The sequence below is a fragment of the Zooshikella harenae genome (assembly GCF_018837975.1).
Taxonomy (GTDB): Bacteria; Pseudomonadota; Gammaproteobacteria; order Pseudomonadales; family Zooshikellaceae; genus Zooshikella; species Zooshikella harenae.
Map to the genome: position 1 here is coordinate 25138 of NZ_JAGSOY010000054.1, position 6660 is coordinate 31797.

Here is a 6660-nt window from a genome sequence, read left to right on the forward strand (position 1 = left end):
GGTACACATTAAAGAACCACAAGTGTTCATAATAATGACTGAGGTATAGTAAAATATAGTATTCTATTCCAGTTTAATATGAAGTCTTTCTTCATGAATTACTTGACAGTTTAGTAAACACTTTTTAGCTTGTTTGTACGTAGATAGGGAGGGGGGGATATAATAATGCAATTGTAAATATCAAGCAGGAAAGATAGCGTAAATTGTAAATAGTATTTCAGGCCTAAAGGATTCTAGGCTAATCCTTAATAATTTTTGAAAAAATAGCGTGTTATAAAAAATAAATAGGCTAGGGGTTAATGAAAATTAAAAAAGTGATTGCAACCCTGGATCAGTGGTGTTGTAAATATTTGCAGCTTAATCCTGCTCAAACGCGTTTAGAGAGCATTGTATACGATGGAGAGTCTTTGATAGTAACGAGTCACGAGGCTTTTAAGCGACATATTTATCATGACAAGTTTTGCAGTACAACCGTAACCTCGTTAAATAAAAGCGAAGTAGAAAAATTAGGGTTGGCTATTGGTAAATCAATCGCGGATAATTTAGTTGTTACGTTTGATAAACCAGTAGTTAGGAAGAGTAAAAAGTGAAAGAAGTGATTAGTGGTAAAGCAATCGTTCAGCCAAAGTACTTATGGTTTTTAATTTTATCCTACTCCATGATCATCGCGACAGCGAACTGGTTTGATGGTAGGCTGATTGAATTATTTGGTTTAGTAATATCTCCTGGAACATTGATCTTTCCACTAAGTTTTTTAATCTCGGATATTATCACTGAAGTTTATGGTTATAAGCATGCCAGGCGGGCTATTTGGTCCGCTTTGTTATTTAATATTTTAATTATTGGTTATGGGCATTTATTAGTCAGCTTGCCAAGCCCATCATTTGCAACAAACAACGAGTGTTTTAATAAGCTAATAAATACGGATAGTCGAATCATTTTAGGTTCAATCGTAGCTTATATGCTATGTGAGCCCGTTAACTCGTATATTGTTGCAAAAATGAAAGTGTTAATGAATGGGGCTTATGTCGGATTGCGTTTTGTTTTATCGACTATTGTCGCTGCTTCGATTGATACTATTATTTTTGTTTTGATTGCATTTTACGGTATGTATAGCTTTTCTGATGTTGTTGACTTAATAATTAATGTTTGTGCCATCAAAATTTTAATTGAGATTTTGGGGTTACCTCTTTCTGTCAGTTTATCAAAGTATATAAAGCGTCAGGAACAACTGGATATGTATGATGACTTAACTGACTTTTCTTTGTTTAGTATGGATGCTGACTATTCTAAGCAACAAAATAGATTTTGAGGAGTATTAAATATACCCTTCGCGAATCATTTTTAGGGTTTGTTGGCCGCGTTCTTGACCACTAAGGAAGGTGGGAATGTAGTTTATGCAGGAGCATTTAACGGCCGCACCCTTGTGCCCTAGGGGTATAAAAACCCTTCGTTATGGGTATATTCTTACCATGTGTCATTAAAATGACTTAGAGACTTGACGTCTGGATGTAAAATAACATTTACTTAAGTGGATTTCTGATATTAACCTGATGACTACTTTCACCTGATTAGTACTGTTATCAAAAGGTATACTCTTAACGAGGAAGAGTCTGCTATGAAGGCACGCATCCGTTGGTGTTGAGTATAGTTGGTTAAGTCAAGTCATAAATAGTTAGAGGACTACTGATGAAGAAGGCTGTTGTGCTCCTTTCTGGGGGCTTGGATTCTACTACATGTTTGGCATATGCAAAGTCACAAGGTTATGAGTGTTATGCAATAAGCTTTGATTATGGTCAGAAGCATAACTCTGAGTTGGAAGCAGCCAAGCGAATTGCGCAAGCAATGAATGTAGTTAGACACGAAGTACTTCCTCTACAACTTAGCCAGCTGACGCGTTCAGCACTTACAGATCAGTCAATTGACATTCCTGATTATGTTGACAATGGTGAGATTCCTGTTACTTATGTACCCGCTCGCAATACAATTTTAATTGCTGTCGCTTTGGGATGGGCCGAAGTACTGGAAGCTGATGCTATTTTTATTGGTGTTAGTTCAGTGGACTATTCTGGTTATCCGGATTGTCGGCCAGAGTACATTGAGGCGTATCAAAAGCTGGCTGAGTTAGCAACCAAAGTGGGTGTTGAAGGAAGGCCTATTCGTATTGAAACACCGCTTATTCATCTCAATAAAGCAGAAACAATACAGCTTGGACACAAGTTAGGTGTAGATTACGGATTAACGGTATCCTGCTATCGAGCCAATGACGAGGGAGAGGCATGTGGCGAGTGCGATAGCTGTTATTTACGTAAAAAAGGTTTTAGTGAGGCGGGTGTAGAAGACCCTACCCATTATGTTCAGTCATAGTGAGTAATACGCGTTAATCTCTTTATCATCCCAGCCTCATTCCCTTATAGGCTGGGATCAGTGCTTGAAGACAAGGATGTAGCGCTTGAACCTTTCTCCTCCTCTTTCATCAAAGTAGTAAGCCTTTCGTTAAGAGTGTAACTGTTGTTGTATTGCTCTCGTTCTTTGGGAAATTAAGCTAGTTAAAACTACTAAAAATGATTCGTTGTAGTTATATAGAGTCGTATTAGTAAAAAACATTATTGAATCTTTTCATAATATACAACAAAATACGTATAACAGGGATTTAATAAAATTGATAGTATTAATACGTACTTGTATCGTTCAAAAAAAGGTATGCATATTGGGATTGTTTTTTTTAGTGTATGGCTAGAGTGTGGCAATTGTATGTGCAGCTAGTGCTCATTGGCTGTTTTTAGCCTTAAAAACAAAGTGTGTATTATATAGTGTTTATACAAATGTTTCGCTGTACTTCAATATAAACTATCCAATAAAGTCTGCTTGGTTTTTGTTAGAAGCTGTAGGGTAGAAAAGGCTGATAGGGGTATCTAAAAATAGTTATTTTAGAGCGTAGCAAGATAGCTCTGTAGATTGACAGTTAGTGTATAAAATAGACGCTAAGTGTTAAGTAGAGTAAATATAGCTATTATCAAGTTCAGTCTTTCTGTGGCGTTCTTAAAAGCTTATATTTTGAAATACAGTGAATGTTCAGTATCCTTTGAAACGGTCATGGTTAACAAAAATTAAAGTTTTTTAATATACTACACTAGGTTTATAAGTTTCTGTTAACGAGTGTTTCATTTTGTCCGTAAAGAAGGATATATCATTAATAAGTGGTTATTAGTAAGAAGTAGGCGGTGTGGAATTGTGACCAGAAGTGACATTACAACAGATGCTATTCACTGGGTGATTAGTGATCTTATTCAGCAAAAATCGAAACGGGATAATGTCAAGTTCACGGCTTCTCGATTAGCTAAAGAGTTAAATGTGCCTAGATCACTCGTGTCTAGGTTAATTCATTCTGATCCAAGTAAGCGTGTAACAAATCCGACCATAGAGACACTAATCAAAATTATTGATTATTTTCGATCTGATGGTTTTGATGTTACATTGGATGATTTACTGGGGCTACGTAAAGAAGCTGTTGATATCCAGGCACAACAAACAGGGCTGTTAACTGAAGAGGTTTCTGTTCCGCTTTATTCTTTATCTGATCCTTTTGGTGAATCGTTAGGCGTCGTGGAAACAAAGCTGGTAGAGGCCAATGAAACACTTATGGCTTTTCAGTTAGATCGAGATATTCAGCCAATGTTTAAGCCTGGCTCAATCTTTTTTGTTGATACTAACTTGAAACCATCGGTCAATATGTTGGTTGCCATCCGGTTTGAGGGCAAAAATGAACTGACAATAGGAAAGTATATTATCAGTCATAATGATGAACTTCTACTCTCATACTACCCAGAAAGCCAAATCATAAAAATCGGTGTTAGCAGCAGTTATCAGGTAGTGGGTGGTGTTATTCAAGTGTATGCTAATACACACCATAAGTAGTCCTATAGCCTTCAAAAAGAGTACTTCATAGGTCGGCTATTAACTCATTGCTTGATTGTTTTTACTGCCGCGATATTGCGGCAGATAACTCAAAAGCTCCTTCTACTTAAAGCCATGTTGATGAGTTGAAAGAGTTAAGTGTTAAAAAGGATCTTTTTGTTTGATGGTATTTTTGAGTGACTGAGTGGATGTTTGCCACAGAGTTTGTTTAAGTTCTGTTAATAACTGCTGGTGGATTTTTTTTAGCTTTGGCCGCTCTTGTTCAGTAAAGGCTAATGGGCGGCACAATGCCATGGTTTGGTAGCCAAGTCGTGCAGTCATTAAACCTGCACCTATTCCCTGAGCCATTCGTGCTGAAAGTTTACCAGCGAGTTCTGTTCCCAGTAATTCCATGCCCAAATCTGCGATAAGCTCACTGGCTCCAGCAAAAAACACATTAAATAATACTGACTTGATGAGCTTTATACGACTCCAGTAGCCTAACTTCACTCCATAAATTGCTGCAATATCACTGATGAGTTTTACGTTACGCAGCATCATAATCATCATATCTGTTAATGCGAGTGGGCTGATTGCAATAAATAGGGCGGACTCAGAAGCGCTGCGACTTACAGTGCGTTTTGCTTGCTGATCAAAAGTGCTTAACACCGTATGGTTATAAAGCTGTAGTGTTTCTTTATCTGTGTGTACATTCGTCAGTTGTGTGGTCCATTCCTGAAAACAGTCGTGTTTATCATGGTTACAACGTTTTGCTAGTTTTTCACAAAAGACAACACCTTCGCCTTGTTGCTCACTGGCTAATAATTGTGCTGCACGCTCTTGAAAACGGTGCACGCCACGTAGTCGTTTTAAAGAGCCCAGTTCCCGAAAAATGAGCCGTAGAGTCGCGATTGAGAGACAGCCAATTCCTGTTATAAAAAGCCCAGCGAGAATAGGCGAATCCTGCCAGCTATTCCATAAAAACTGTCCTAATTCGATAACCGAAGCTGCACCCAGAGTAATGAGCCCTAAACGAAGTAAAATACTGCGAGATTTTTTGGGAACATTTTTTTGTTTGGCGAGCTGTTCCAGTGTTTGTTCAAGTTCGGAAGCGGGTATTTCTTCAAGTGTGAGGTCATTATCCAGCACTTGTTGTGATTTCAATGTGGGTGTTGGTGATGCAGTATTGTTTATATTGTCATCAAAGCGAATAGCTGCTTTAAGTGGTTTAGCTTGATTGTCTGGCGTATTGTTATTAGCTGTCATTGCAGTTTATCCCCTAACAAAAAAGCTAATGCTTGGTCTAAACGAATATGGGCTAAAGGTTGATCGGTTTTTTTGGTTTGAGGCGCAAAGCTAATAAACTCAAAATGATTGTCTTGCCAATACGTATCGTTGGGTAACACGCTGGGTACTTCGCCAGGGTATAAGGTTATAGCTTCACCTGTATCGGCTTTATTGCCTTGGATAGCGGGTATGGATTCGCCTTGATGCTGACAGTGACCTGCTGATGTTGCCCGAATAGAGGCTAAAGCCATGGTGTCACAGGGAATACCATCAAAGCGAATATGTTGTTTCGCGCCATGAACCAGTTGACCCAGTAAAGCCACTAAATGGCTGTGTTGTTCTGGAGTAATGTGGTCTGCTTTGGTAGCGGCAAACAAAAGTCGGTCTATTTTTGGAGCAAATAATCGGTTCAATAAACTACTTCGACCATAGTTGAAGCTTTCAAGTATAAGTTCAATAGCACGTTTTAAATCGCGAAAACTTGCAGGACCTGCATTAAGGGGCTGTAAACAATCGGCAAGCACAATTTGTCGGTCAAATTGTGCAAAGTGCTCTTTATAAAAGCCTTTTACTACGTGATCACGATAAGCATTAAAGCGTTTAACTAATTGCTCTAATTGGCTGTCTGATGATGGGGTTATACTGTCGTCCAATTTAGCCGCGGCAGGCAGTGGAAAAAAGTGTAGGAGGGGAGCACCTGCCATTTCACCTGGCAATAAAAAACGTCCTGGCTGAAGTAAATGTAAGCCAAGTGTTTCTCTAAAGTAGTGCAGTAGCTCAGTATACTCTTCTGCTAAATCTCTTAGTATGTCTTCATTTACAGGATCATCAGGCTTAATTTGTTGTGCTTTTTGTAGCCATGATGCGGCTTTAGTTGCACGGGGTTCACTTTGAAGGAGTTGTAGTTGTTCTCGTGACCATATCAAATATTGTTGATTGAGCATGGGTAAGTCGAGAAGCCATTCACCTGGATAGTCAACAATATCTAAAAATAGGGTAGCTGTATCTGTTAGCCAGCTGGTGACGCCTTTTTCAGGGCGAAAACGAATGGCTAATCGTAGCTCACTAAGTCCACGCGTTGGTTCTGGCCACTGGGCTGGTTGTGACGATAAAACCTGTAGTGCCTGATCATAGCGAAAGCTGGGAATATGGGGGTGGGGCTGGCTGATACGGCGACAACCTAAAAAGCGATCCTGACGTACGACATCAAAAAACGGCAGATGCTGGTTATCACAGCCTTCTAATAACTGGTTGACCAGGGATGTAATAAAAGCGGTTTTGCCACTGCGGCTTAAACCGGTGACGGCTAGCCGGATATGGCGATCCAGTCCCCGTTGTAATATATCAAACCCCTGTTGTTGAATACGCTGCCAAGCACTACCAGACGTTATTTTCATTCATACTCCTTAACCAGGTGTGGTGTACTTCATAGTAATTCGACTAGTCAAGGATTGCCAAGTTCTGGTAATGAGTATA

Annotated in this window: 6 protein-coding genes; 4 read left to right on the forward strand and 2 right to left on the reverse strand. The window is 39.2% G+C overall.

What is annotated here, in order from left to right; all coding sequences use genetic code 11:
- Nucleotides 1–299: 299 nt before the first annotated feature.
- The 4 genes from KCG35_RS17845 to KCG35_RS17860 all read left to right on the forward strand — a co-directional run bounded on the left by KCG35_RS17845 (nt 300) and on the right by KCG35_RS17860 (nt 3918).
- A complete protein-coding gene (locus KCG35_RS17845; RefSeq protein ID WP_215821157.1) occupies nt 300–590 on the forward strand; it encodes a hypothetical protein in 291 nt (96 codons plus the stop codon).
- Nucleotides 587–1312 (forward strand): queuosine precursor transporter, encoded by a 726-nt coding sequence (locus tag KCG35_RS17850; protein WP_215821158.1) that lies wholly within the window; start codon nt 587–589, stop codon nt 1310–1312. Before KCG35_RS17845 ends, KCG35_RS17850 begins: the two co-directional genes overlap by 4 nt.
- A 377-nt stretch (nt 1313–1689) precedes the next feature.
- On the forward strand, nt 1690–2367 hold the full coding sequence (queC, locus tag KCG35_RS17855; protein WP_215821159.1) for a 7-cyano-7-deazaguanine synthase QueC: 678 nt from the start codon (nt 1690–1692) through the stop codon (nt 2365–2367).
- 867 nt (nt 2368–3234) lie between these two features.
- Complete coding sequence (locus KCG35_RS17860; RefSeq protein WP_215821160.1) at nt 3235–3918, forward strand: helix-turn-helix domain-containing protein; 684 nt, start codon at nt 3235–3237, stop codon at nt 3916–3918.
- Nucleotides 3919–4059: 141 nt separating this feature from the next.
- Here KCG35_RS17860 and KCG35_RS17865 read toward each other — a convergent pair whose 3' ends face one another.
- Together KCG35_RS17865 and KCG35_RS17870 are read right to left on the reverse strand one after the other, a co-directional pair.
- Nucleotides 4060–5163, reverse strand: a complete 1104-nt coding sequence (locus KCG35_RS17865; protein WP_215821161.1) for a YcjF family protein — start codon at nt 5161–5163, stop codon at nt 4060–4062.
- Nucleotides 5160–6581, reverse strand: a complete 1422-nt coding sequence (locus tag KCG35_RS17870) for a YcjX family GTP-binding protein (protein WP_215821162.1) — start codon at nt 6579–6581, stop codon at nt 5160–5162. Before KCG35_RS17870 ends, KCG35_RS17865 begins: the two co-directional genes overlap by 4 nt.
- Nucleotides 6582–6660 lie beyond the last annotated feature (79 nt).

Bases quoted from the DNA above. Each gene is read 5' to 3' on its own strand.
- KCG35_RS17865 (WP_215821161.1), bottom strand. From the start codon at position 5,163: ATGACAGCTAATAACAATACGCCAGACAATCAAGCTAAACCACTTAAA.
- queC (WP_215821159.1), top strand. From the start codon at position 1,690: ATGAAGAAGGCTGTTGTGCTCCTTTCTGGGGGCTTGGATTCTACTACA.
- KCG35_RS17870 (WP_215821162.1), bottom strand. From the start codon at position 6,581: ATGAAAATAACGTCTGGTAGTGCTTGGCAGCGTATTCAACAACAGGGG.
- KCG35_RS17845 (WP_215821157.1), top strand. From the start codon at position 300: ATGAAAATTAAAAAAGTGATTGCAACCCTGGATCAGTGGTGTTGTAAA.